The sequence below is a fragment of the Goodfellowiella coeruleoviolacea genome, assembly GCF_024171785.1.
GTDB classification, from domain to species: Bacteria; Actinomycetota; Actinomycetes; order Mycobacteriales; family Pseudonocardiaceae; genus Goodfellowiella; species Goodfellowiella coeruleoviolacea.
The window spans coordinates 136,333-160,107 of the sequence record NZ_JAMTCK010000010.1 but is presented as its reverse complement, the minus strand read 5'-3'; the positions used below and the strand labels follow the sequence as shown (position 1 = coordinate 160,107).

Here is a 23,775-nt window from a genome sequence, read left to right as displayed (position 1 = left end):
GTCAGTTCACCGCCGAGTGGGAGATCTCGATCTGGGCCACGATCTCGTCGACCGTCATCTGCAGCGCCTCCTCGGGAACGGCGACACCGAACTGGTCCTGCACGACCGCCTGCAGTTCCATGGCGGCCAGCGAGTCGAGGCCGAGGTCCTCCAGGCACTTGTCCTCGTTGCCCACGAACGCGTCCGGGGGCAGCCCGGCTTTGCTGATCAGGATCTGCTGGATCTCCTGCCGCAGGGTCACCCTGTCGAACTGTTTCTGCACCGTCACTTCTCGTGCCTCCTTCTGCCGTGGCTGAACTCCGGCCGCAAACGCCTGCGTGAACTCAGCCGTCGGTGTCGAGCAACTGGTCGACGATCGCCGTGGAGTGCTCGGCCTTGCGGAAATCCGGGTTGGCCAGCACCTGGCGCAGGAACGGGATGGTGGTCCTGACTCCGGGACCGTCCACATCGAACTCGCGCAGTGCCCGGTCCATCCGGTTGAGCGCCCGTTCCCGGTCCGGCGCCCAGATCACGACCTTGGCCAGTAGTGAGTCGTAGTGCGGGCCCAGCCGGTAGCCGGCGAAGGCGTGGGTGTCCACCCGGGTGAACGGGCCGCCGGGTGGGATGAACCGCTCCACGGTGCCTGCGGTGGGCACGAAGTTGCGTGCCGGGTCCTCGCCGTTGACCCGGCACTCGATGGCGCAGCCGCGCAGCGTGATGTCGTCCTGGCGCAGGCGCAGCGGGTAGCCGGCGGCCACCAGGATCTGTTCCTGCACCAGGTCGATGCCGGTGATCATCTCGGTGACCGGGTGTTCGACCTGGATCCTGGTGTTGATCTCCATGAAGTAGTAGCGCTCGTCGGCGTCGACCAGGAACTCCACCGTGCCCACTCCGGTGAAGCCCACGGCCAGGGCGGCGCGCAGTGCGGTGCTGGCCATCTCGTCGGTGGTACCTGGCGCCAGCGCGGGGGCGGGCCCCTCCTCGATGAGCTTCTGGTGCCGGCGCTGCACGGTGCAGTCCCTGGTGCCCAGGTGCACGCCGTTGCCGTGGTGGTCGCACAGCAGCTGGACCTCGACGTGGCGGGCGCGGGCCAGGTAGCGCTCCAGGTAGACCCGGTCGTCACCGAACAGCGCCAGCGCGGTGACGCGGGCCTCGCCGTAGGCGCGCTCGATGTCGGCCGGCGAGTCGACCACCACCATGCCCTTGCCGCCACCGCCGGCCACCGTCTTGATGATCACCGGGTAGCCGATGGAGTCGGCGAACTCCCTGGCCTTGCCGGCGGTGGGCAGTGCGGCGACGCTGCCGGGCAGCAGGGGCATGCCCTGCTCGCGCATCAGCCGGCGGGCCGTGGACTTGTCACCCAGATCGCTCATCACGTCCGGTCGCGGACCGATGAAGGTCAGCCCGTTGTCCGCGCAGATCTCGGCGAAGTCGGGATCCTCGGACAGAAACCCGTAACCCGGGTGGATGGCGTCCGCACCGGTGTGCAGCGCGGCCTCGATCAGCGCGGCCGCGTTCTGGTAGCTGCGCCGGCCGGCCGGCGGTCCGATGTGGACCACTTCGTCGAAGTGCCGCAACACCACGGGGTCCCGGTCAGCCGTCGAGTACACGCCCACCGACCGCACGCCGAGTTCACGGCAGGCCCGCGCGATCCGAACCGCGATCTCGCCGCGGTTGGCGATGAGAACCTTGTCGAGCATGGGACACCGTCCTATCCGGCCAACAACGGCCACCGGATCCGCCGCCGTGCTGACGGTTGCGTCGCCGATGACCGGACTACCGCGACTGAGCTTGCTGTGACTCGGGTGTGGGCGCGACTCGGAATGCGGGGTGTTTCGGGTTCGGGTGCCCGGTGTTCCTCAGGGCTGGCCCGGTTCTGTGACGAGAGTCATCAGCGGCTGGCCGTACTCGACCGGTTCGGCGTCCCGCACCAGGATCTCGGTGACCACACCGCCGCATTCGGCGGTGATCGGGTTGAACAGCTTCATGGCCTCGATCAGCCCGATGGTCTGGCCGGGCTCGACCATCGCGCCCACCGACACGAACGGGTCCGCGCCCGGTTTGGGGGAACCGTAGAAGGTTCCCACCATCGGCGAGGTGACCGGCACTCCCCCTGGCTCGGGCTCGGCCGTCTCCTCGGTGCCGGTGCTCTCCGCCGGGGCGGCCGGGGCCGCGACCGGGCTGGCGCCGGTGGCTGCCGGCTGCTGCCACTCCACCTCGATGCATGTCTGCCCGGAGCTGACCTTGATGCGGCGCAGCGAGCCGGCCAGGTCGTTGGCCAGCCGCCTGGTCTGCTCGCGCAGCTCGGCCAGTTCCATGCTGGCCGCGAACGTGGGTTCCGTGGACATCTACGCCACCTCTCCCCTTGGTCGTCCGTCGAATCCGGTGCACTGGGTGATGCCGAAGGAGCGGAACCGCTGCCGTCGGGTCTCGACGAGTTCGGCGGTGTCCCTCGGCCGCAGCTCGGCCAGGCTTTCCCGCAGCGCGGCGGCGACCAGGCCGGCCGCCCGGGTGGGGTCGTGCTGCGTGCCGCCGTCGGGTTCGGGAACCACCGCGTCGACCACGCCCAGGGTGAGCAGCTCGCGCGCGGTGATCCGCAGGCGGCGCGCGGCCTCGGGGGCCGCGGCCGGGTCACCCCAGAGGATCGCCGAGCACCCCTCCGGGCTGATGACCGAGTAGACGGCGTTGGCCAGCAACAGGACCCGGTCGGACACCGCCAGTGCCAACGCGCCGCCGCTGCCACCCTCTCCGGTGACCACGGTGATCACCGGGGTGGGCAGTGCGGTCATCTCCACGATGTTCTCGGCGATGGCCGCCGACTGGCCGCGTTCCTCGGCGTCGATGCCGGGATAGGCCCCCGGAGTGTCCACAAAGGTCACGATGGGGACACCGAGCCTGGCGGCCAGCCGCATGACGCGCAGCGCCTTGCGGTACCCCTCGGGCTTGGGCATGCCGAAGTTGCGGGCCACCAGCTCCTTGGTGGTGTGCCCCTTCTGGTGGCCGATGACCGCGATCGGGTGACCGTCGAAGCGGGCCAGGCCGGCGATGACGGCGGGGCAGTCGCCGAAGGCCCGGTCGCCGTGCAGCTCCACGAACGAGTCGAAGACGCGGGCGACGTAGTCCAGGGTGGTGGGCCTGTTCACGTCCCGGGCCGTGGCCACCACCTGCCAGGCGTCGTCCTGGCCGAGCTGGCCGGGATCGCGGACCAGGATGTCCGGTGTGGACGGTTCCGGTCGGGCGGGGTCGGGGGTGACCGCCCGCAGCAGCGCCTCCAGCCACGGCTTCAGTTCGCGTCGGTCGCGCACCGCGTCGACCTGCCCGTGGGCGAGCAGGAACTCCGCGGTCTGGAAGTCCTCGGGCAGGCGCTGGCGGATCGTCTGCTCGATCACCCGTGGCCCGGCGAAGCCCATCCTGGCTCCGCTCTCGGCCACGACCACGTCGCAGTTGGTGGCGAACGAGGCGGCCACCCCGCCGTAGGTCGGGTCGGTGAGCAGGCTGATGCTCAGCAGTCCGGCCGCGCGCATCCGGCCGATCGCCTGGCTGGTCTTGGCCATCTGCATGAGCGACAGACAGCCCTCCTGCATCCGGGCCCCACCCGAGGCGGTGACGATCAGCAGCGGGGTCCGCTGCCGCAGCGCGGTCTCCGCGGTGCGGGTGATGGCCTCGCCCACCGCGGCGCCCAGGCTGCCGCCCATGAACCGGAAATCCATCACGGCCACGGCCACGGGCACACCGCCGATGGTCGCGGTGCCGGCCAGCACCGCGTCGGCCATCCCGGTCGCCGCCTGCGCGGCGGTCAGCCGTTCGGGATAGGGCTCGCTGTCGGTGAACCCCAGGGCGTCGACCGAGCGGACGGTCTCGGCCAGCGGGACGAAGCTGTCGGCGTCGGTGAGCTGGGTGAGCCGCTCCTGCGCGGTCAGCCGCTGGTAGGTCCCGCACTCCGGGCAGACCCGCAGGTTGCGGTCGAGTTTCTTGGCGTACTGCAGGGTCTGGCACCCCGCACAGCGGATCCAGCGCACCACCTCGGTGGTGTCGACCGGGGTCATCGCGGTTCACCCGTTCGGCCACCGCTGTCCCAGGTGTAGAAGCACCGGGCGATGGCGTCGTTGGGTGACTGCCAGGTCGGCAGGTACGGCGAGATGTAGGGGCGCAGCCGTTGGCTCACCCGGGCGAACTCGGGGTGGTGGCGCGCGGTCTCGACGGCCTGGCCGCCCGCCTCGCGGGTTTCGATCACGTGCACGTACAGGTCGTCGAGGCGATACAGGGAGCGGTGGGCGACGCCGGCGATCTCGGGGAGTTCCGTGCGATCGGACTCGGCGAATATCTCTGCTACCTGATGCTCCGCATCGGGGGAGATCTTGGCCACGATAAGCGTTCTGTTCATGCGCCGTCCTCCGTCCACTGTGGTCGCCTCGGTGAGCCGACCACCATGTGCCTGCTCCGCAATGCGTTGACATCGAGATCCGGTCCGGGGCTATCCGGGGTTCGTGCGAGCCGGGTGTCCGCGAGACGCCAGGAACGTTGCCCGGGTCTGATCCGACAATGGTCGTGACAGACGGTATCCCGTTCCATGCGGACAGGCACGACGACGCGCTGTGTCAGGTGGGAATGGTCAGTAGATCGGGCGTGGAATGGCCGGCCCGGCCCGCTGCTCGTATCCTCAATACCGCTGACCGGAGAAACAAAAGCGTAGGAAAGCGAAAGGCCGCGTCCGCCGGCCGCCGGCCCCGATGGCCGCAACGGTGGCGGAGTCGCCGGCGCGGCCACGACTTCGGACGCCTGTGTGGACAGTCCTCATCGGACTGAGCCGGTCGTGCTCGGCACACGAACCACACCGGGCGCGGACAGGCGACGCCGGCAGCCCCCGGTGGGTGCTGTTCGACGCCAGCACCTCGCACGGTGCCGCCCCGGTCCAGTGGCCACACCACATCCCTGTCTCTCCGATGTGGACACCGCGGTGCCCGGGACGTGGAACGCGGATCGGGAGCGCGAAACTACCGCGCCCCGGCTGCTCCGACAGCCGAACAGCCCGGGCTGGGACCGGGTGGCGGTGGCCGAACCCCGGTGCACGCGCGCGGGCGGCCCGGCGGGCGCGCTCCCGGGAGCCGGGCCGCCCCTGGTCTCGCCGCCGGTCGTCCGCCTGGCGCGTCACCCGCTCACACCCCGTCCTCGGTCCTCGTTCCGCCCACCCCCGCCCGGCTCGGCGTCCCGGGGACAAACGCATATCCGGCGGGCCGCCCGGGCGATGTGGTCACGGCTGTCGCACGGTATTGCGCCATCACCTGGATTGGGCGAGCAGTGGGGTTCTCCCACACCCACCACCGGTGAACTCGGCGGCCAACCCGATCACACCGCCAACACCCGAGCAACGACCGCCACCGGAGCCGGTGTTTTACCGATTCACCTCATTCGACTCACCCGTGCCCGCGCACCGCGTCAACCGCGGGGCTCGGTTAACGGCGAACAGCGAAACACGGCGGGTGTCTTTTCCACGCTGTCCCCGCCAACCGCGTCCTGAGGAACCAATTGCCGTTCGCCGGCCGGATCTGGCGCCGCTGGCCGAAATGGTGCGGGAAGACTGACGCGACCGGTGCGCCCGGGCGGTTTCGCCGTCGGTCGAGGTGGCCGGTTTCGCCGTCGGCTCCGTTCGCCCGGTGGGTGGGGCCGCCCGTCGAGCGGCGCCGGACAGCTCGCCCCGGGCGGCTGCCCCGGGTGCTGATGTCCGCGTCGGGCACGGCTGAGCAGGGCATCCGACCGGGACGGCGGCCGAGGGCGACACCGTGTTGATCACCTGGGCGGCCTCACCCGACGGCCGTGCCATCGTCACCCACCCGGGGTGGCGTGGAACGGGGTATTGCGGCTCGTTCTCGGCAATAGGGAAATAACGTCCGCGTTGTCGACCGGCCACTCACCAAGCCGTCGGAGTTGGGCTCCCACCAGTTCGCCGCAGTTCCCCCCGCCGCCCGGCGCAGTCGCCCCACCCGGCCGGCTTTCCGCGGTTATTCACCCGACTTCCAGGCGACGAGCACCTGACCGTGCGCACAGCGCGAAGCACAACGACCGCAGAAGCGGCTCGACACGAACCAGGTAGTCGGAAGTCAGCGCCACCCGCCCTGCTGATCGACCTCGATCAGGCGAAGCTCGCGAAGCAGACGAACGCATCACGGCGAGATCACGGCCGGCGTGATCCCACGATGACATCCTGTCCCGCACAGTTCACCGAGCGGCGCTCACGCCGATTCTGCTGTCATAATTCGTTGACGCATCGATTCGAATACCTGCCAGCGGTTTCTTCGCGTTATGCGGGTGGCTCGCCGAGCGGGGCGCACGGCTCAACGCGGGGTCGGCGGCTCGCCGCCGGGCAGCCACGCCACGCTGACCCCGCGCAGCCCCGCCGTCCAGTCCTGGGCGATGCCGGCCAGCGTGGCCGCGTCCGGTGGGGTGCGCCCGAGCCCGATCGCCCACCGCACCAGTCCCGGCTCGGAGGCGACCGGGCGGGGCCACGCGTGCGCGTCGGTGGCCCCGGCGTGGTCCACGGCGGCGAGCAGCGCGCGCATCCGCCCCCGGACCCGGCCCACCGCGTCCGCGAGCCGCTCGGCGCGCTCCGCTCGCACGGTGACCACCGCCCACGCCCGGTGGCGGCGGTGCAACGGCGGCGCGGCCAGCAACTCGGGTCGCGGGTCCTGGCCGCGCTCCGCCGCCGCCACCACGACCTCCCACGCCTGGTACAGCTCCTGGGTCAGCAGGTCACGGCCGCCCGTGCCGACCTGGTCGCTGCACAGTCGGACCGGCGCGGTGGGCGTGGTGATCGCCACGGCCGGCGCGGTCCCGCCCGTGTCCGGTGCGGGATTCGCCGCGGGACCGGCCGAGTCCCACAGGCCCACCGGGTGCCGCCAGTCCCAGGCCGCCCAGCCGCCGAAGAAGTCCCGCAGCAGCTGGTCGGGTGGGAGTGCGCCCGCCTCGCGCACCGTGTGGGCCGCCAGCACGGTCCACGCCAGGCCCGGCAGGCCACCGAACGGCGCCGAGTCCAGCCCGCGCGCCCGGGCCCACTGCTTCACCTCGCGGGCCAGCCGCTGGAACGCGGCCCGGTTCGGGCCGACCGCGGCGAGCAGCGCGTCCGCGTCACTGACCGCGCTCAGCGCGATCGCGGCGTCCCGCCCCAGGTCCATCCGGCGCGCCACGGCCGAGGCTGGCTCGACGCCGGCGCTGCCGACCACGACGAGGTCCACCCCGAACTCGGCGCAGCGCAGCCGCAGCCCGCGTACCCGGGCCCCGGTCACCGCGCGCACGTCACGCGCCTGCGGCAGGGCCGTGCCCACCCGGTGCCGCACGTCGGCGATGTCGACCGCGCCCGGCACCACCGCCACCAGGTCCAGGTCCGCCTCGGCGGGCGCGCAGCCCAGCCGGCGCGAGCCCACGACGTGCACGACGCTCCCGGGCAGCCCGGCCCGCAGCCGCCGCACGATGTCCCCGACCAGGTCGTCCTGCTGGCGTTGCCCCGCCTCGGTGGGGTGCGCCGGTTCGGCGGCGGCGCGGGTCGATGCGCAGGGTGTCGGCCGCGCGTCGACCGCCTCGGCTGCTCGGTCACGGGTCGCACCGACGGCCAGGTCCACGACCACGCCGTAGTGGTCCGAGAGGAACAGCCCGTCCGGGGTGGCGGGGGCGGTGCCGGACAGGGTCGCGTCGGTGGCGCGCAGGGTGCGGCCGCGCAGCAGCACCCGGTCCAGTCGGCTGGCCCGGCCGGTCAGCGAGGAGATCGCCGCCAGCGGGTTGGCCGGTGGGTCGAAGGTCGCGGTCCGGTCGTCGGGCCCGTGCACCTCGGTCCACGCGTCCCGCAGGCCCAGCACGTCACCGGGGGTGCTGCCGCCGTCGTTGAAGTCACCCAGCAGCACCACCGGTCCGGGCACCCCGGCCAGCAGGTCGACCAGCCGGGCGAGTTCGGCCTCCCGCCTGGCCGCGCCGTCCCGGGTGTGGTCGCTGGTCAGGTGGGTGACCGCCACCGTGATCGGCGCGTCTCCGGCGGCCTGCACGGTCATGGCGGTCACGGCCTTGTGCGGGCCGAGCCCGTGCCGGCCGGCCTCCAGCACGGGCAGCCGGCTGAGCAGGACGAGCCCGGTGTCGGCGACGTCCCCGCCGGCCGGGTCGGTGCTCACCGTGTAGGCGGAGCGGACCCAGTCGGCGCGCAGCAGCAGGCCGAGCAGCTCGGCCTCCACCTCCTGCAGCGCGATCACGTCCGCGTCGGCCCGCGCCAGCGCCGCCACCAGCAGCGGCCTGCGTCGGGCGGTGTCGATCCGGTCGCTGTCGTAGCGGTCCCACAGCGTGTTCCAGGTCAGCACGCGCAGCTGGTCGGCCGTGGCCTGGCCGGCACTGGCGGCGGCCCGGGGTTGCGTGTTGGCGGTGGGCTGCCACCCGGCGAGGGCGTCCCAGGCGAACGGGGTCACGGCGGTGAACAGGGGTGGGCGCAGGGTGCGCTGCCTCAGGGTGCGGCCGGCCGAGGTGGCGTCGATGCGGTCCAGGCCGGTCGCCCGGTCCCAGACCCGCTCGCCGTCGGCCTCCACGAACACCACCCGGTGCCACGGGATGTCGCCGCCGGGCACGAACGCGGGCAGGGGCACCCGTTGGGGTTCGGCTCCGCGCACCGCCACGCCCAGGACGAACCGGGCCGGGTCGAAGCGCGGGTCCCAGCGCACCCGGTGGTAGATCTCCTCGCTGGTGCGCATCGCTCACCCCTGTTCTCGGCCCAGCTCACCGGCGGTGTCCTGGACCTGTCCGGTCGCGTCGAGGTACCAGGTGCGGTGCGCCTGCCCCGGCCACGGCGGGGAGAACCGGCGGAGCTGGGCCGCGAGCACCCCCGGGGGCACGGGGTGTGCCCGGGTGGCGTTGCGCCGCACCAGCTCCTCCTCGGTGACCAGCAGGACCGCGTGGGTGGTCAGCGCCTCGCGCCGGTCGGCCACCGCGTGGACCAGGGCGCGCTGGTGCGGGGTGAGGGCGGTGGCGTCCCAGACCACGCTCGCGCCCGCGGCCAGCAGCGCGTCCAGCCGGTGCAGTCCCTCGCGCAGCACGTCCGGGTTGGCGCGCTGGTCGGCCCGGCTGCCCCGGGACTCGCGCAGGGCGTCCAGGCAGACGACGGCGTCGACACCGGGCAGTCCTCGGGCGAAGGTGCTCTTCCCGCTGCCGGCGGGTCCCACCGTCACGACCAGCCGGGGGAAGGCGCCGGACCGCCACCGCCAGGTCAGGGCGAGCGCTTCCGCGGTGGTGGTGATCCGCCCCTGCGCGAAGGCCTCGCGGGCCTGCGCCCAGCACCGGTCGGCCACGTCGGGGTGGTGACCGCCGAGGTCCTGGCGCATCCCGGTGCGCAGCGGCTCCAGCGGGTCCTCGCCGAGCAGCCCGGCGTCCTCGGCGTGCAGCGCCGACCACTCGACCTGGTCGCGCGCGGCGGCCGCCTCGGCGTCCTGGCGTCCACAGAGGACAGCGGCGGCGACCGCGTGCAGCACCCCCAGGTCGGCGGCGCCGGCCAGGCGCGCCAGGCCGGCGCCGCGTTCCTGGTCGGGGAAATCGCGCCACAGGTGGGTGTGCAGGCCGACCAGGTCGGCCACCTGGCGGGCCAGGCGCATGCCCAGCGGTGCCACCAGCCGGGGCGCCAGCCAGGACCGCGGCTGGCGGTGGCACAGCACCGCCAGCACGCCCGCCAGCCGGGCGTCCCCGGTCCTGCCCAGCAGGTCGAGCTGTCCGGCGGCGTCGGCCACCTCGGCCTGCACGCGCTCGGGCTGGCCCGGCTCGCCGGGGTCGGTGTCCGCCAGCCCCACGGCGGCGCGCAGCGCCGGCACGTCCGGGGCCCCACCGGACCGGACCTCCCACAGCGCCGCGGCCGGGCTCAGACCATTGTGGACGACGGGGGCGAGCATCCAGTGCCCGTCGGTGCGCACGTGCCCGCCACGCACCCACTTGGCCACGCGGCGCGGGAACTCCGCCCGGTGGAACCCGTCGACGGTGCGCACCACGTATCCCTCGCACCGGTCCTGGTCCACGCGCAACGCGCGCAGCGCCCGCTCGTCGAAGATCCCCCGCCACAGCACCGGTGGGACCGGCACGCCCAGGCGCCGGGTGCGGCGCACGGTGGTGTCCCAGTCCAGGCAGTGCTCGCCGTCCCACACGGAGAACGCGTAGAACCAGCTCTCCAGCCCCGGGTAGTCGATCGAGTGCCGGGCGAAGAGGTTCTCGCCGCACACCCGCCAGCCCGGCGGAATGGCGGACGCGATCCTGCTGTGCAGGGACTTGATCCAGGTGCGGGACGGGTGGTGCGCGGAGTCCAGGGAACGGGCGTGCAGTCCGTTCCGGTACAGCGTGGTGTTCTCCCCGTCGAGCTTCTCGGTGACCACCACTTCCCTGCCCGCCAGGCCGGTCAGGTCACCGGCCCGCACGTCGTCGGCGGCCGCCCCCGGCGACCACGGCAGGTGGGGAGTGCGCGGGTACGGCACTCGCATGGTGGTGCTCCTGGTGCGATCGGGTGCTGCGATGCGGGTGACTGTAGGGCGGCGGTGGGGGCGGCTCCATCGAATTACCGGCCCGCCCAGCGCCTGTTCGCCCGCCTCGTCCCGCACCCCGCCCCGGGCGGGGCGGCCGCGTCGTCCCGGTCAGCGCATGATGATCCACAGCGCCAGGTAGATCACGAACTGCGGACCGGGAAGCAGGCAGGACAACACGAACAGCAGCCGCACCGTGCGGGGTTTCCAGCCGAAGTGGTGTGCCAGTCCGGCGCAGACCCCGGCGATGACTCGGTTCTCCCGCGATTTCGTCAACGTCGTCGTCATGACATCAACCATGCCGTGGGTCGCGCGGGTTCGCATCAGTGGTGCCCCGGAGTCGCCCCTGAGATCGTGGTCCGCCCTCGCTCACTACCCTCGGCGCGGTGTTCTCCTTGGTCGAGCCACCACTGTTCACCCGTCTCCGCGCCGCACGGCGCGTGCTGGTCGCCGGCGGAGGGTTCGACGTGTACGCCGGGCTGCCGCTGGCGCTGGCGCTGCGGGGCCTGGGCACCCGGGTGCACCTGGCCAACCTGGCCTTCAGCGACCTGGACCGGTTGGACCTCGACGACTGGGTCGCGCCGGGTGTGGCGGCGGTGCGACCGCACAGCCGGGGTGACGAGGACTACTTCCCCGAGCGGACACTGGCCCGCTGGCTCGCCTCGACCGGCGTGGCCGAGCCGGTGTACGCGTTCCCGCGGACCGGTGTGCGTCCGCTGCGGGACGCCTACCGCGCTGGTCGCGCAGCTGGACATCGACGCGGTCGTGCTGGTCGACGGCGGCACGGACATCCTGCTGCGGGGCGACGAGTCGGGGCTGGGCACGCCGGAGGAGGACATGACCAGTCTGGCCGCGGTGGCCGGGCTGGACGGCATCGAGCGGCTGGTGGTCTGCCTGGGTTTCGGGATCGACGCCTACCACGGGGTCTGTCACGCACACGTGCTGGAGAACCTGGCCGCCCTGCAGCGCGCCGGCGCCTACCTGGGGGCGTTCTCCGTTCCGGCGGCTTCCCCGGAGGGCGCGGCCTACCTGGACGCGGTGGCCCACGCGCGGGCCGAGACGCCCCGCTGGCCGAGCATCGTCAACGGGCAGATCGCCGCCGCGATCCGGGGCGAGTTCGGCGACGTCCGCTTCACCACCCGCACGCAGGGCAGTGAGTTGTTCGTCAACCCGCTGATGGGGCTGTACTTCGCGGTCGACCTGCCCGGTCTGGCCCGCGGTGTCGGCTACCTCGACCGGCTGGAGCGCACCCGGGACGCCCACCAGGTCGCCGCGGCGATCGCCGAGTACCGCCAGACGGTGGGGCGGCGCGCCAGCCGGGTGATCCCGCACTGACACCGCGGCCCCCGCCGCCGACCGGTTCCGGGGCGGCGATCGGGAAACAGGGCGGAAATTTTCCCGGGAACGCCGTAGGTTCCGATCACGTCCCTGTCGGGGTCGCGGGTTGGGCACAGCAGGCGAACACAGTGGAGTGTCACGTGGGCTACGGGATGCACTGGCGGGAGGCCGCGGCACTGGCCCGGCGGGAGGCCGAGGACGTCGCCGCCGACCGGGGCTTCGGTGCGCACCGGCGGACGGTGACGCTGACCGGGGGGCAGGCCGGCTGCGCGGCGCTGTTCGTCACCGTCCTGCTGCTGATCCCCGGTCTGGGCCTGCTGATCAGCGCCGCCACGCCGCTGACAACCGGGATCGGGGCGGGGCTGACCGCGGTCGCGGTGGCCCTGCCGGTGCTGACCCTGTGGCTGGCCAGCCGCACCGAGTACCGCCTGGCCAGGCTGCACCTGTTCGACGGTGGCCTGGTGCTCACCCAGGGCGCCACCCGCCGCGCGCACCCGTGGACGGAGATCACCCTGGTCGACCGGACGGTCCGGGGCAGCTACGGGCAGAACGCCACCCCGTTCGTGGGTCACCGGCTGGAACTCCACCTGCGCGACGGCGCGGCGCTGTGCCGCCTCGGTGCCGGCTCGGACGAGGCCGACCTGGTGCGGCGCCTGGTTCGCGAGTCCGGTCCGGCCGACCAGCCCGACCAGGAGAGCGCGTGAGGCCGGGCTCCACACCGCGTGGTCCCCGTGGCCACTTGCGGCCTGCCGCCGCCTGGGGGTTCGCGCCCGCGCACCCCGCACTGTCTGATGGACGGCGAGCCGGGCGCGCCCCGCGTCACCGGCTCGGCCTGGTTTCGGGTGGCCGGGCAGTCCCGGCCCTGGCGGACAGGAGAAGTACGTTGCCCCAGTCCCTGCTCACCACCGCCGTTGTCACGATCCTGCTCACCACCGGAGTGCCCAGCATGGCCGACGCCACCACCACACCCGCCACCACCACACCCGCCGCCGACACCTCCGCCTCGGCGAGCGCGGACCAGGACGACAGCCGCGGTGTCGTCGCCGCCACCAGCGCCCACGTCGACGCGGTGGGGCACTGGGGACGCACGGAGGCGGGCCTGGTCACGGTGAACTCCGGGGCGCGGCTGGCGATCCGGTTCACCGGCCACACCCTGCGCGGCCTGTTCGACACCTCGGGCATCACCAATCCGCCGCAGATCTACGTGTCGATCGACGGGCGGCCGCCGGTCCGCCACGTCGTCGACGCCGACCAGATCGACTTCACCCCCACCCCGCTGGCCGGCACCACGCACACCGCCGTGCTCACCGTGAAGGACGTCGACGAGCACGCCAACCGGTGGGTTCCGCCGTTGCGGTCCGGGCTGGTCGTCACCGGCTTCCGCCTCGACGCGCACGGTCACCTGCTGGGCCAGCCGCCCCGCTCGGGGCCGCGGATCGAGTTCTACGGCGACTCGATCACCCAGGGGGTCAAGGCGCTGGGCAACGTGGCCGGCCCGGACGGCTCGGACGGCACCGCGACCTACTCGTTCCGCGCCGGCCAGCAGCTGGGCGCACGCGTCAGCCAGATCGGGTTCGGCCGGCAGGGCATCATCCGGACCGGCAACGGGAACGTGCCCCCGGCCCCGGAAAGCCTCGGCTGGAACTTCCAGGGCTCGCCCGCGCGTCCGTTCCACCCCGACGCGGTCGTGGTCAACCAGGGCACCAACGACGCCCAGTACGACAGCGCGCAGTTCCGTCCCGCCTACCTCGGCTACCTGCGCCAGCTGCGGGCGGCCAACCCGACGGCGTGGATCTTCGCGATGCGGCCCTTCGGTGGCGCGCACGGCGCGGACATCGCCGAGGCGGTGCGGGAGCTGGCTGACGACCGGGTCGTCTACGTGGACACCACGGGCTGGCTCGACGCCACCGACTACACCGACACCGTGCACCCCACCGTGGCCGGGCACCAGAAGGCCGCCGACCGGCTGGTTCCGCTGCTGCGCGACGCGCTGGGCTGCTGACGCCCGGCGCCGGCAGCGTCCCAACCGGGGGAACACGGGTTGTTCCACCCGCGCGGACTGCGCTACGGTCTGCTCGTGCGTCGTTGGTACTGGTTTAGTTGGCCGGCCTTGCGGTCCGGCGACTCGACCGTGTTCTGACGTCGCCCCCGCAAGAGCCGGCAAGGGCAGGGCCATTCGGTCCCTGCCCTTTTGCATGCGACAAGCACGCCGGCTCGGACGCGGGAACGCCGGCCCCGGTCCCCGGCGGAAAGGGTCTGCGATGACTGCCATCACCCTCGGGGTAGTGGACGACCAGCGCATCGACAAGGTGGTGCCGCTGGTGTCCCCGGCACTGCTGCACCACGAACTCCCGCTCGGCGACGCCGAGCGCCGCACCGTCCTGAGTGGACGGCAGGCGGTCGGGCGGGTGCTGGACCGCCAGGACGACCGGCTCCTGGTGGTGGTCGGTCCCTGCTCGGTGCACGACCCGGTCGCGGCGCTGGAGTACGCCGAGCTGCTCGCGGAGGCGGCCGAGCGGTTCCGCGACGACCTGCTGATCGTGATGCGCGTCTACTTCGAGAAGCCGCGGTCGACCACCGGCTGGAAAGGACTGATCAACGACCCGGGCCTGGACGGCTCCGGAGACGTCAACACCGGCCTGCGCACGGCCCGGTCGCTGCTGCTGCGGGTGCTGGCCACCGGGCTGCCCACCGCCTGCGAGTTCCTGGACACCACGATCCCCCAGTACATCGCGGACATGGTGTCGTGGGCGGCGATCGGGGCGCGCACCGTGGAGAGCCAGGTGCACCGCCAGCTCGCCTCCGGCCTGTCCATGCCGATCGGCATGAAGAACCGGCCGGACGGCAGCATCGCGACCGCGGTGGACGCGATCAACGCCGCGCGGGTGCCCCACGTGTTCCCCGGGCTCGACGTCACCGGTACTCCCGCGGTCCTGCACACCCGGGGCAACGCCGACTGCCACCTCGTGCTGCGCGGCGGCCGAGGCAGGCCGAACTACGACGCGGACTCCGTCGCCAACGCCCTGCGGTTGCTGCGCGCGGCGCACCTGCCCGAGCGGGTGATGATCGACGCCAGCCACGACAACAGCGGCAAGGACCACCACCGCCAGCCCGTGGTCGCCGAGGACATCGCCGCCCAGGTGGAGTCCGGGCAGCGGGCGATCACCGGGGTGATGCTGGAGTCCTTCCTGGTCGCCGGCCGCCAGGACCTGGAGCCCACCAGGCCCCTGGTCCACGGCCAGTCCATCACCGACGCCTGCATGGACTGGCCGACCACCGAGGCGGTGTTGCGGCGCCTGGCCGAGGCGGCCGGCCGCCGCCGCGCGCTGACGTCCTGACCGCACCGGCGGCCCACCATTCCCCGGGGCGCTCCCGCCCACAAAACCGCGTGGCCCGCGGACCCACCCTGGTCGGCATTCCCCGCACCAGTGCCCGGAATGACCCGAAGTCCGGTGCGGACGGTTCCGCGGACCAGCGGCCGCGTGCCGGCGGGAGCGGCGCCGGCCGGTGCGTCATCCGGTTGAACGGCCTGCTAAAAACAGCACCGGATTCGTATCATCGGCAGCCGGACCGCACCACGCGGAATCGGAATGGGCGGCGCCGCCCCGACCGGTGGAGGATTAGCAGTGGGCAACCAGCGAAAACGACGGCCGTTTTCCGCGCACAATCCGACCGGCCACCCGGGCACCAGCGGATGAGTGGCGTGGCGCCGGCCGGGATCGACGCGGGGACGCGACCGCGGTTCTCGGTGGCGAGCACGGTGCGCGACCTGAACCCCGGAGCCTTCGCGTTCGTGATGGGCACCGGCATCGTGTCGACCGCGCTGCGTGACGACGGTGCCGAGACCGCGTCCTCGTGGCTGTTGCTGATCGCCGCCGCCGGGTACGTGCTGCTGCTCGGCGCGACCGGCTGGCGGGTGCTGCGCTGGCCCGGCCGGGTGGCCGAGGAGTTGCGCGGGCCCCGGGCGTTCGCGGTGCTCACCCTGGTGCCCGCGACGAACGTGCTCGCCAGCAATGCCGCCGCGGTGGGGTGGCGGTGGCCGGCGGCGGCGCTGCTGGCGTTCGGTGTGCTCGGCTGGCTCGGCCTCGGCTATGCCGTGCCGCTCGGCCTGGTCACCGCCCCGGATCGGCGCCCGGCAGCGCGTGACTTCACCGGCACGTGGTTTCTGTGGGTGGTGGCCGCCCAGTCGGTGGCCGTGGCCGCCGCGACGGTCAGCGCGTGGGCGCTACCAGGGCCGTTGGCCGCGCTGACCACGGTGTGCTGGGGCCTGGGCCTGGTGCTGTACCTGCTGTTGGCCGCGCTCGGCCTGGCCCGGCTGCTGGTCCGGCCGGTCCTGCCGGGCGAGCTGGTGCCGGCCTACTGGGTGTTCATGGGTGCCGCGGCGATCACCGTGCTCGCCGGCACCAAGGTGGCCGCGGTCGCGGCCGCCGCCCGCCTGCTGTCCCCCGGGTTGGTCCTCGGGCTGTCCGTGGTGCTGTGGTCGTTCTGCACGTGGCTGGTCCCCCTGTTGGTGGCGCTGGGGTACTGGCGGCACGTCCGGCGCCGGGTGCCGCTGCGCTACGAGACGGGCCTGTGGAGCCTGGTGTTCCCGGTGGGCATGTACGGCGTGGCCAGTCACCAGTTGGGTCGGGCCACGGGCGCGGGGTGGCTGAGCGCGCTGGGCGGCGGCGAGGCGTGGCTGGCCCTGGCGGTGTGGGTGGCGGTCGTGGTGGCCATGGTCGCGGCGCTCACCCGTCACCGCCGGTGACCCCTACCGGCGCCACCCCGCCGGGCGTGCACGCCGGGCTCGCCTCGGTCAGCTGTTTTTCCACACACAAAAGGACAATCCCGCAACAGAATTGATGTTTGTCCTTTTCCTGCTGTTTCCGTTGCCGTCACCAGCCGATAAACGGGAAACAATCGCGGCCCATCAGCCAAACCAGACAAATCCGCACATCCGGTCGGCACGCGAGCGCGGATATTGCCACACAATGTCGGAATCGCACGGTTTGTATACCGACCGACCGGGTGAACATGGTTAAAAGACGTGCCAGGACAGCAGCGTCGGGAATGCGAACCCGAGTAGCGTCAAAAGACGGGGCGCGAAAAGCCTCACTGGGGGACGTGGGCGCGGATTGTCCGATTCATCGGCATCTGTTCGTGAGTGGAGGTCACGGGAATGAGTGTGCGCACTCCGTCAGCCAGCGATTCCGCGGACAAGGGAGGCGGCACCAGACCGGCGGGGACGGACGGCAGCGCGACGGACGCCCTGCTGCGCCTGGGCCGCTACCTGACCCGGTCGACCACCTCGGCCGACCTGCGCGCGGTGTACCGGACCGGTGGCCGCGACGGCGACGCCTTCTACCGCGACCGCTGGAGCCACGACAAGGTCGTGCCCTCGACGCACGGGGTCAACTGCACCGGGTCGTGCCGGTGGAAGGTCTACGTCTCCGACGGGATCATCACCTGGGAGAGCCAGGACCCCGACTACCCCTCGATCGGGCCGGACAAACCCGAGTACGAGCCACGCGGCTGTCCGCGGGGCGCCTCGTTCTCCTGGTACTCCTACTCGCCCACCCGGGTGCGCTTCCCCTACGCGCGCGGCGTTCTGGTGGAGATGTACCGGGAAGCGCGCCGGATCCACCACGACCCGGTGGCGGCGTGGGCGTCCGTTGTGGACGATCCGCACAAGCGCGGCGTGTACCACCGGGCGCGCGGCAAGGGCGGGCTGGTGCGGGTGAGCTGGGACGAAGCCGCCGAGATGGTCGCGGCCGCGCACGTGCACGCGATCGCCACCCACGGGCCGGACCGCGTGGCCGGCTTCTCCCCCATCCCGGCGATGTCCCTGGTCTCGCACGCGGTCGGCGCCAGGTTCATGGCGCTGATCGGCGCGCCGATGCTGTCCTTCTACGACTGGTACGCCGACCTGCCGGTGGCCTCACCGCAGGTCTTCGGCGACCAGACCGACGTGCCGGAGTCCGCGGACTGGTGGGACGCGGCGTACCTGATGATGTGGGGCTCCAACGTCCCGGTCACCAGGACACCCGACGCGCACTGGATGGTCGAGGCCCGCTACCGGGGCCAGAAGGTCGTGGTGGTCTCCCCCGACTACGCCGACAACACCAAGTTCGCCGACGAGTGGCTGGCCCCGCACCCCGGCACCGACGCCGCACTGGCCATGGCCATGGGCCACGTCGTGCTCACCGAGTTCTTCGTCCGCCGCGAGGTCGACTACTTCACCGACTACGCGCGCCAGTTCACCGACCTGCCGTTCCTGGTCACCCTGGCCGAACGGCCCGAGGGCCTGGTGCCCGCGAAGTTCCTCACCGCCGCCGACCTCGGCCCCGAGGCGGCGGGCAAGGCGGCCGAGTGGAAGACCGTGCTGATCGACGCGGTGACCGACCAGCCCGTGGTGCCCAACGGCTCGATCGGATTCCGCTGGAACGCCGAGGACGAGGGGCGCTGGAACCTCGACCTGGGCGAGGTGGTGCCCCGGCTGAGCCTGCACGGCGACCAGCGCCACGAACCCGTCGAGGTGCTGCTGCCCCGCTTCGACGCGCCGGACGGCGCCGCGGGTGTGCTGCGCCGGGGCGTTCCCGCGCGCCGCATCGGCGAACACCTGGTGACCACCGTGTTCGACCTGCTGCTCGCCCAGTACGGGGTGCGCCGGGCCGGCCTGCCGGGAGTCTGGCCGACCGGCTACGACGACGCCAGCCAGCCCTGCACCCCGGCCTGGCAGCAGGAGATCACCTCGGTGCCCGCCGACCGCGTCGCCCGCATCGCCCGCGAGTTCGCCAGCACCGCCGAGGAGTCCCGGGGCCGGTGCATGATCCTCATGGGCGCCGGCACCAACCACTGGTTCCACTCGGACACGGTGTACCGGTCGTTCCTGGCGCTGCTGACCCTGACCGGCTGCCAGGGCCGCAACGGGGGCGGCTGGGCGCACTACGTCGGCCAGGAGAAGGTCCGGCCGCTCACCGGGCACGCCACCCTGGCCAGCGCGCTGGACTGGGTCCGGCCCCCGCGGCACATGATCGGCACCGCCTACTGGTACCTGCACACCGACCAGTGGCGCTACGACAGCATGCGCAACGACGCCCTGCTCTCCCCGTTGGCCACCGGCGCGCTGGCCGGCACCTCGGCCGCGGACGCGCTGGCCGTGTCCGCCCGGCTCGGCTGGATGCCCTCCTACCCGACCTTCGACCGCAACCCGCTCGACCTGGTCGCCGAGGCGGAGGCGGCGGGCACCGACCCGGTCGAGCACGTGGTGGAGCAACTGCGCACCGGCCAGCTCGGCTTCGCCTGCGAGGACCCCGACGACCCGCGCAACTGGCCACGGGTGCTCACGGTGTGGCGGTCCAACCTGCTCGGCTCCTCAGCCAAGGGACACGAGTACTTCCTGCGCCACCTGCTCGGCACCGACGCCAACCTGCGGGCCACCGAGGCACCACCGGACCGGCGGCCCCGCACCACGAAATGGCACGAGCGCGCCCCGGAAGGCAAGCTGGACCTGTTGCTGGCCATGGACTACCGGATGACCAGCACCACCCTGTTCGCCGACGTGGTGCTGCCCGCGGCCACCTGGTACGAGAAGCACGACCTGTCCTCCACCGACATGCACCCCTTCGTGCACTCGTTCAACGCCGCGGTGGACCCGCCGTGGCAGACCAGGACCGACTTCGACGCCTTCCACACCATCGCCCGCCGGTTCAGCGAACTCGCCGAGGACCACCTCGGTGTCCGCCGCGACCTGGTCGCCACCCCGATGACGCACGACACCCCGGGCGAGACAGCACAGCCGCACGGCGTGGTCCGGGACTGGCGCCTCGGCCAGGCCGACCCGGTCCCCGGACGCACCATGCCGGTGCTCACCGTGGTGGAACGCGACTACCCGGCGGTGGCGGCGAAACTGGCCACCCTCGGCCCCCTGCTCGACGCGGTCGGCACCACCACCAAGGGCATCACCTACGACGTGTCCGAGGAACTGGCCTGGCTCGCCGCGAAGAACGGCGTCGCCGCGAGCGGCCCGGCCGCCGGGCGCCCCCTGATCAACACCGACATCCGCGCGGCCGACGCCCTGCTCGCCCTGTCCGGGACCACCAACGGGCACCTCGCCGCACAGGGCTTCCGCAGCCTGGAACGCCGCGTCGGCCAGCCACTCGCGCACCTGGCCACCGAGAACGAGGGCCGGCGCGTCGCCTTCGCCGACACCCGGGCCCAACCGGCCGCCGTGACCACCAGCCCGGAGTGGTCGGGCAGCGAGACCGGCGGCCGGCGGTACTCGGCGTTCGTGATCAACGTCGAGCACCGCAAGCCCTGGCACACCCTGACCGGCCGGCAGCACTTCTTCCTCGACCACGACTGGATGCACGAACTCGGCGAGGCCCTGCCCGTCTACCGGCCGCCGCTGGACATGCACCGCCTGTTCGGCGAACCGAGGCTGGGACCGGCCGGCCGCGAGGTGACCGTGCGCTACCTGACCCCGCACAGCAAGTGGTCGATCCACTCGACCTACCAGGACAACCTGATCATGCTGTCGCTGTCCCGGGGCGGACAGACGATCTGGATCAGCCCCGGCGACGCCGAGGCGATCGGCGTCGGCGACAACGACTGGATCGAGGCGGTCAACCGCAACGGCGTGGTCGTCGCCCGCGCCATCGTCTCCCACCGGATGCCGACCGGAACGGTGTTCATGTACCACGCGCAGGACCGCGCGGTGAACGTGCCGCGCAGCGAGGCCACCGGAAAACGCGGCGGCACGCACAACTCACTGACCAAGCTGCTGATGAAACCGACCCACCTCATCGGCGGGTACGCGCAGCTGTCCTTCGGCTTCAACTACCTCGGCCCCACCGGCAACCAGCGCGACGAGATCACCGTGATCCGGCGCCGCTCCCAGGAGGTGAGCTACTGATGCGAGTCCTGGCACAGCTGGCGATGGTGATGAACCTGGACAAGTGCATCGGCTGCCACACCTGTTCGGTGACCTGCAAGCAGGCGTGGACCAACCGCGCCGGCACCGAGTACGTGTGGTTCAACAACGTGGAGACCCGCCCCGGACAGGGCTACCCCCGCCGCTACGAGGACCAGGACCAGTGGAAGGGCGGCTGGGTGCGCACCAGCGGCGGCCGGCTGAAGCTGCGCGCCGGTGGCCGCTTCCGCAAGCTCGCGTCGCTGTTCGCCAACCCCGACCTGCCCGAGATCAGCGACTACTACGAGCCGTGGACCTACGAGTACGCCACCCTCATCGACGCGCCACTGGGCACCGACGTGCCCACCGCCGCCCCGAAATCCGCCATCACCGGCGCCCCCGTGCAGCCGGACTGGGGGCCCAACTGGGACGACGACCTCGGCGGGTCCACCGAGCACGGCGTCGCCGACCCGGTGCTGCAACGCCTCCGCGACGACCTCGGCGTCCAGGTCAAGTTCGAGTTCGAGCAGAGCTTCATGTTCTACCTGCCCCGCATCTGCGAGCACTGCCTGAACCCCTCCTGCGTGGCCAGCTGCCCGTCCGGCGCGATGTACAAGCGCGAGGAGGACGGCATCGTGCTGGTCGACCAGCACCAGTGCCGGGGCTGGCGGATGTGCGTCACCGGCTGCCCCTACAAGAAGGTCTACTTCAACCACCGCACCGGCAAGGCCGAGAAGTGCACCTTCTGCTACCCCCGCGTGGAGGCCGGCCAGCCCACCGTCTGCTCGGAGACCTGCGTCGGCCGGCTGCGCTACATCGGGGTGGTGCTCTACGACGCCGACCGGGTCACCGAGGCGGCCAGCGTCGCCGACGAGCACGACCTCTACCCGGCGCAGCTCGACCTCATGCTCGACCCGCACGACCCCGAGGTCATCCGCGCGGCCGAGCAGGCCGGCATCCCGCACGACTGGATCACCGCCGCCCAGCGCTCCCCCGTCTACCAGCTCATCCACACCTACCGCCTGGCGCTGCCCCTGCACCCCGAGTACCGCACGATGCCGATGGTCTGGTACATCCCACCGCTGTCGCCGGTGGTGGACGCGGTCGCCGGCACCGGCTTCGACGGCGAGGACGGCCACAACCTGTTCGGCGCCATCGACTCGCTGCGCATCCCCGTGGAGTACCTGGCCGAGCTGTTCACCGCCGGCGACGTCACCCCGGTGCGCACCTCGCTGCGCCGGCTCGCCGCCATGCGCTCCTACATGCGCTCGGTCAACCTCGGCCGGGAGCCCGACGAGCGCGTGCCCGCCGCCGTCGGCCTGGACGGCGAGCAGGTGTTCGGCATGTACCGGCTGCTCGCCCTGGCCAAGTACGACGAGCGGTACGTGATCCCGACCGCGGGCATCGGCCAGGCGCACGACCTCGAAGGGATCGCCACCCAGTGCAGCCTCGACGTCGACGGCGGCCCCGGCATGGGCGGTCCCGCTGTCGCGGGCGGACAGGGACGGGTGGACCTGGTGAGCTGGCGGGGCACCGGCCGCCCCGACGCGCTGTTCCCCACCCTGCGCGGCGGAGGTGACCGGTGAGGCTCTTCCGCACCGCCCGCCGCCGCGCCGAGCCGGCCACCCGACACGCCATCGCGGCGCCGCGGCACCGCCGCGTGCTGCGCGCGGTGGCCGGCTGGTGCCTGCAGTACCCCGACCACACCGTGCTGGACCGCCTGCCGCTGCTCAACGCCAGCCTGCGTGAACTGCCGGAACACACCCCGGGTCGGACCGAACTGGACACCGTGGTGGCGTTCCTCGCCGACACCGAACCGCTCGCCCTGGCCGAGCACTACGTCGAGGTGTTCGACCGGAAACCCCGCCGCACCCTGCACCTGAGCTGGTACGCCGACGGGGACACCCGCCGGCGCGGCGCCTCCCTGGCCGCGCTGCGCCGGTTCTACCGGGAGCACGGCTTCGCCCCCGCCGAGGACGAACTGCCCGACTTCCTCCCGGTGCTGCTGGAGTTCGCCGCCCAGGTGCGCGACCCCGAGGTCGCCGACCGAGCACTGGCCGGTTTCCGCGCCGGCCTGGAGTTGCTGCACCACAACCTCGGTGGCGTGGAAACCGCGTACCGGGACGCGGTCGGCGCGGTGCTGGCGACCCTGCCGGCCCCGCCCGCCCACGCGGCACCGGCCGAGCTGCCCGACGCACCCGGCAACCTCGTGGAATTCGTCGGCCTGGAGCCCTATCCGCTCAACACCGGGGGTACCCGATGACCACCAGCCTCGACCTGCTGCTGTGGGGGGCGGCACCCTACGCCGCCATCGCCCTGCTGGTCGGCGGCGGCGTCTGGCGCTACCGCTACGACCGGTTCGGCTGGACCAGCCGGTCCTCGCAACTGCACGAGTCAACGCTGCTGCGCATCGGCAGCCCGCTGTTCCACTTCGGACTGCTGCTGGTGATCGGCGGCCACGTGCTCGGCCTGCTGGTGCCCAAGAACCTCACCGAGCTGCTCGGCGTCACCGAGGACAACTACCACCTGGTGTCGCTGGGCATGGGCAGCATCGCCGGCCTGGCCGCGCTGACCGGACTCGCCATCCTGCTGTGGCGTCGACTGCGGGTGCCGGCGGTGCGCAACGCCAGCCTGCGCAGTGACCGGATCGCCTACCCGGTGCTCGCGCTCGCCATGCTCGCCGGACTGACCACCACCGTCCTGGACAACGGGCTGCGCGGCGGATACGACTACCGGGAGACCATCAGCCCCTGGTTCCGCGGCATCCTGCTGCTGCACCCGCAGCCCGAGCTGATGGCCCACGTGCCCCTGGACTACAAGCTGCACGTGGTCCTGGGCATGACCCTGTTCGCGCTCTGGCCGTTCTCCCGGCTGGTGCACGCGTTCAGCGCGCCCGTGCACTACCTGCTGCGGCCCTACGTGGTCTACCGGCGCCGCGAACCCGGCCGGGTCGGCAACCGGGCGACCCGCCGCGGCTGGGAACCCGTGGACCGGTGACGCGCGGCGCGCGCGGCCCGGCCCTGGCTCAGCCGGCCCGCGCGTGGC

The 23,775-nt window shown here is 72.5% G+C and carries 17 protein-coding genes; 9 read left to right on the top strand and 8 right to left on the bottom strand.

Annotation, left to right across the window (positions count from 1 at the left end; genetic code table 11):
- Position 1: 1 nt before the first annotated feature.
- The 8 genes from LX83_RS22040 to LX83_RS22005 form a co-directional block, all read right to left on the bottom strand.
- Positions 2 to 268, bottom strand: coding sequence for an acyl carrier protein (locus LX83_RS22040; RefSeq protein ID WP_253774422.1), 267 nt, complete (start codon positions 266 to 268; stop codon positions 2 to 4).
- Between the two features lie 55 nt (positions 269 to 323).
- Entirely contained in the window at positions 324 to 1,679 is a 1,356-nt protein-coding gene (locus tag LX83_RS22035) for an acetyl-CoA carboxylase biotin carboxylase subunit (protein ID WP_253774420.1), read from the bottom strand.
- Positions 1,680 to 1,838: 159 nt separating this feature from the next.
- Positions 1,839 to 2,327 carry an acetyl-CoA carboxylase biotin carboxyl carrier protein gene (locus LX83_RS22030; RefSeq protein WP_253774418.1) on the bottom strand — a complete coding sequence of 163 codons (489 nt, stop codon included), beginning with the start codon at positions 2,325 to 2,327 and terminating at the stop codon, positions 1,839 to 1,841.
- Positions 2,328 to 4,025 (bottom strand): acetyl-CoA carboxylase carboxyltransferase subunit alpha, encoded by a 1,698-nt coding sequence (locus tag LX83_RS22025; RefSeq protein ID WP_253774415.1) that lies wholly within the window; start codon positions 4,023 to 4,025, stop codon positions 2,328 to 2,330.
- On the bottom strand, positions 4,022 to 4,363 hold the full coding sequence (locus LX83_RS22020; protein WP_253774413.1) for a TcmI family type II polyketide cyclase: 342 nt from the start codon (positions 4,361 to 4,363) through the stop codon (positions 4,022 to 4,024). Before LX83_RS22020 ends, LX83_RS22025 begins: the two co-directional genes overlap by 4 nt.
- A 1,948-nt stretch (positions 4,364 to 6,311) precedes the next feature.
- A complete protein-coding gene (locus tag LX83_RS22015; protein WP_253774411.1) occupies positions 6,312 to 8,699 on the bottom strand; it encodes a poly(A) polymerase in 2,388 nt (795 codons plus the stop codon).
- A 3-nt stretch (positions 8,700 to 8,702) separates the two neighbouring features.
- Positions 8,703 to 10,463 (bottom strand): RNA ligase family protein, encoded by a 1,761-nt coding sequence (locus tag LX83_RS22010; protein WP_253774409.1) that lies wholly within the window; start codon positions 10,461 to 10,463, stop codon positions 8,703 to 8,705.
- Between the two features lie 150 nt (positions 10,464 to 10,613).
- Entirely contained in the window at positions 10,614 to 10,790 is a 177-nt protein-coding gene (locus LX83_RS22005; RefSeq protein WP_253774407.1) for a PspC domain-containing protein, read from the bottom strand.
- Between the two features lie 417 nt (positions 10,791 to 11,207).
- Here LX83_RS22005 and LX83_RS22000 point away from each other — a divergent pair, with 417 nt between their 5' ends.
- The 9 genes from LX83_RS22000 (at position 11,208) to narI (ending at position 23,727) form a co-directional block, all read left to right on the top strand.
- On the top strand, positions 11,208 to 11,837 hold the full coding sequence (locus tag LX83_RS22000) for a DUF1152 domain-containing protein (RefSeq protein WP_253774405.1): 630 nt from the start codon (positions 11,208 to 11,210) through the stop codon (positions 11,835 to 11,837).
- A 143-nt stretch (positions 11,838 to 11,980) separates the two neighbouring features.
- Positions 11,981 to 12,544, top strand: a complete 564-nt coding sequence (locus tag LX83_RS21995; RefSeq protein ID WP_253774403.1) for a hypothetical protein — start codon at positions 11,981 to 11,983, stop codon at positions 12,542 to 12,544.
- Positions 12,545 to 12,723: 179 nt separating this feature from the next.
- Positions 12,724 to 13,842 (top strand): SGNH/GDSL hydrolase family protein, encoded by a 1,119-nt coding sequence (locus tag LX83_RS21990; protein ID WP_253774401.1) that lies wholly within the window; start codon positions 12,724 to 12,726, stop codon positions 13,840 to 13,842.
- Between the two features lie 259 nt (positions 13,843 to 14,101).
- Positions 14,102 to 15,178 carry a 3-deoxy-7-phosphoheptulonate synthase gene (locus LX83_RS21985; RefSeq protein WP_253774399.1) on the top strand — a complete coding sequence of 359 codons (1,077 nt, stop codon included), beginning with the start codon at positions 14,102 to 14,104 and terminating at the stop codon, positions 15,176 to 15,178.
- Between the two features lie 356 nt (positions 15,179 to 15,534).
- Positions 15,535 to 16,587 carry a tellurite resistance/C4-dicarboxylate transporter family protein gene (locus LX83_RS21980; RefSeq protein ID WP_253774397.1) on the top strand — a complete coding sequence of 351 codons (1,053 nt, stop codon included), beginning with the start codon at positions 15,535 to 15,537 and terminating at the stop codon, positions 16,585 to 16,587.
- A gap of 411 nt (positions 16,588 to 16,998) precedes the next feature.
- Positions 16,999 to 20,733, top strand: coding sequence for a nitrate reductase subunit alpha (locus LX83_RS21975; protein ID WP_253774395.1), 3,735 nt, complete (start codon positions 16,999 to 17,001; stop codon positions 20,731 to 20,733).
- The gene (gene narH, locus LX83_RS21970) at positions 20,733 to 22,316 is read left to right on the top strand and encodes a nitrate reductase subunit beta (protein ID WP_253774393.1); all 1,584 of its coding nucleotides are present in this window, start codon (positions 20,733 to 20,735) and stop codon (positions 22,314 to 22,316) included. The genes LX83_RS21975 and narH overlap by 1 nt, the downstream gene beginning before the upstream one ends.
- Complete coding sequence (gene narJ, locus LX83_RS21965; RefSeq protein WP_253774391.1) at positions 22,313 to 22,993, top strand: nitrate reductase molybdenum cofactor assembly chaperone; 681 nt, start codon at positions 22,313 to 22,315, stop codon at positions 22,991 to 22,993. The genes narH and narJ overlap by 4 nt, the downstream gene beginning before the upstream one ends.
- On the top strand, positions 22,990 to 23,727 hold the full coding sequence (narI, locus tag LX83_RS21960; protein WP_253774389.1) for a respiratory nitrate reductase subunit gamma: 738 nt from the start codon (positions 22,990 to 22,992) through the stop codon (positions 23,725 to 23,727). The genes narJ and narI overlap by 4 nt, the downstream gene beginning before the upstream one ends.
- The last annotated feature ends 48 nt before the right edge of the window (positions 23,728 to 23,775 follow it).